General features: G+C 53.7%; 1 rRNA gene. It reads left to right on the forward strand.

The window, feature by feature from the left end:
• Nucleotides 1-1,673, forward strand: a 23S ribosomal RNA gene (locus M3196_RS21670); the annotation flags it as partial.

Genomic DNA, 1,673 nt, shown 5'->3' on the forward strand with positions numbered 1-1,673 from the left:
TGGTACAGGGGTAGGGGAGCGTTCGAAGTGCAGTGAAGTCAGACCGGAAGGACTGGTGGAGCGCTTTGAAGTGAGAATGCCGGTATGAGTAGCGAAAGACAAGTGAGAATCTTGTCCATCGAAAGCCTAAGGTTTCCTGAGGAAGGCTCGTCCGCTCAGGGTTAGTCGGGGCCTAAGCCGAGGCTGAAAAGCGTAGGCGATGGATAACAGGTTGATATTCCTGTACCACCTCCTTTCCGTTTGAACAATGGGGGGACGCAGTAAGGTAGGGTGAGCGCACTGATGGAATAGTGCGTCTAAGCAGTTAGGCTGTTGGATAGGCAAATCCGTCCAACGTGAAGGCTGAGCTGTGATGGCGAGGGAAATTTTAGTACCGAAGTCCCTGATCCTACACTGCCAAGAAAAGCCTCTAGTGAGGAAAGAGGTGCCCGTACCGCAAACCGACACAGGTAGGCGAGGAGAGAATCCTAAGATGATCGGGAGAACTCTCGTTAAGGAACTCGGCAAAATGACCCCGTAACTTCGGGAGAAGGGGTGCTCTGATAGGGTTTATCGCCCGAGAGAGCCGCAGTGAATAGATCCAAGCGACTGTTTAGCAAAAACACAGGTCTCTGCGAAACCGCAAGGTGAAGTATAGGGGCTGACACCTGCCCGGTGCTGGAAGGTTAAGAGGAGGGGTTATCCCTTACGGGAGAAGCTCTGAATTGAAGCCCCAGTAAACGGCGGCCGTAACTATAACGGTCCTAAGGTAGCGAAATTCCTTGTCGGGTAAGTTCCGACCCGCACGAAAGGTGTAACGACTTGGATACTGTCTCAACGAGAGACCCGGTGAAATTATAGTACCTGTGAAGATGCAGGTTACCCGCGACAGGACGGAAAGACCCCATGGAGCTTTACTGCAGCTTGATATTGGATTTTGGTACAGCTTGTACAGGATAGGTAGGAGCCTGAGAAGCCGGAGCGCCAGCTTCGGTGGAGGCGTCGGTGGGATACTACCCTGGCTGTATTGAAATTCTAACCTTGAACCGTGATCCGGTTCGGAGACAGTGTCAGGCGGGCAGTTTGACTGGGGCGGTCGCCTCCTAAACAGTAACGGAGGCGCCCAAAGGTTCCCTCAGAATGGTTGGAAATCATTCGCAGAGTGTAAAGGCACAAGGGAGCTTGACTGCGAGACCTACAAGTCGAGCAGGGACGAAAGTCGGGCTTAGTGATCCGGTGGTTCCGCATGGAAGGGCCATCGCTCAACGGATAAAAGCTACCCTGGGGATAACAGGCTTATCTCCCCCAAGAGTCCACATCGACGGGGAGGTTTGGCACCTCGATGTCGGCTCATCGCATCCTGGGGCTGAAGTAGGTCCCAAGGGTTGGGCTGTTCGCCCATTAAAGCGGTACGCGAGCTGGGTTCAGAACGTCGTGAGACAGTTCGGTCCCTATCCGTCGCGGGCGCAGGAAATTTGAGAGGAGCTGTCCTTAGTACGAGAGGACCGGGATGGACACACCGCTGGTGTACCAGTTGTTCCGCCAGGGGCATAGCTGGGTAGCTACGTGTGGACGGGATAAGTGCTGAAAGCATCTAAGCATGAAGCCCCCCTCAAGATGAGATTTCCCATCACGTTAAGTGAGTAAGACCCCTTAGAGATGATGAGGTTGATAGGTCTGGTGTGGAAGCGTGG

The sequence above is a fragment of the Fictibacillus nanhaiensis genome, assembly GCF_023715445.1.
Classification (GTDB): domain Bacteria; phylum Bacillota; class Bacilli; order Bacillales; family Fictibacillaceae; genus Fictibacillus; species Fictibacillus nanhaiensis_D.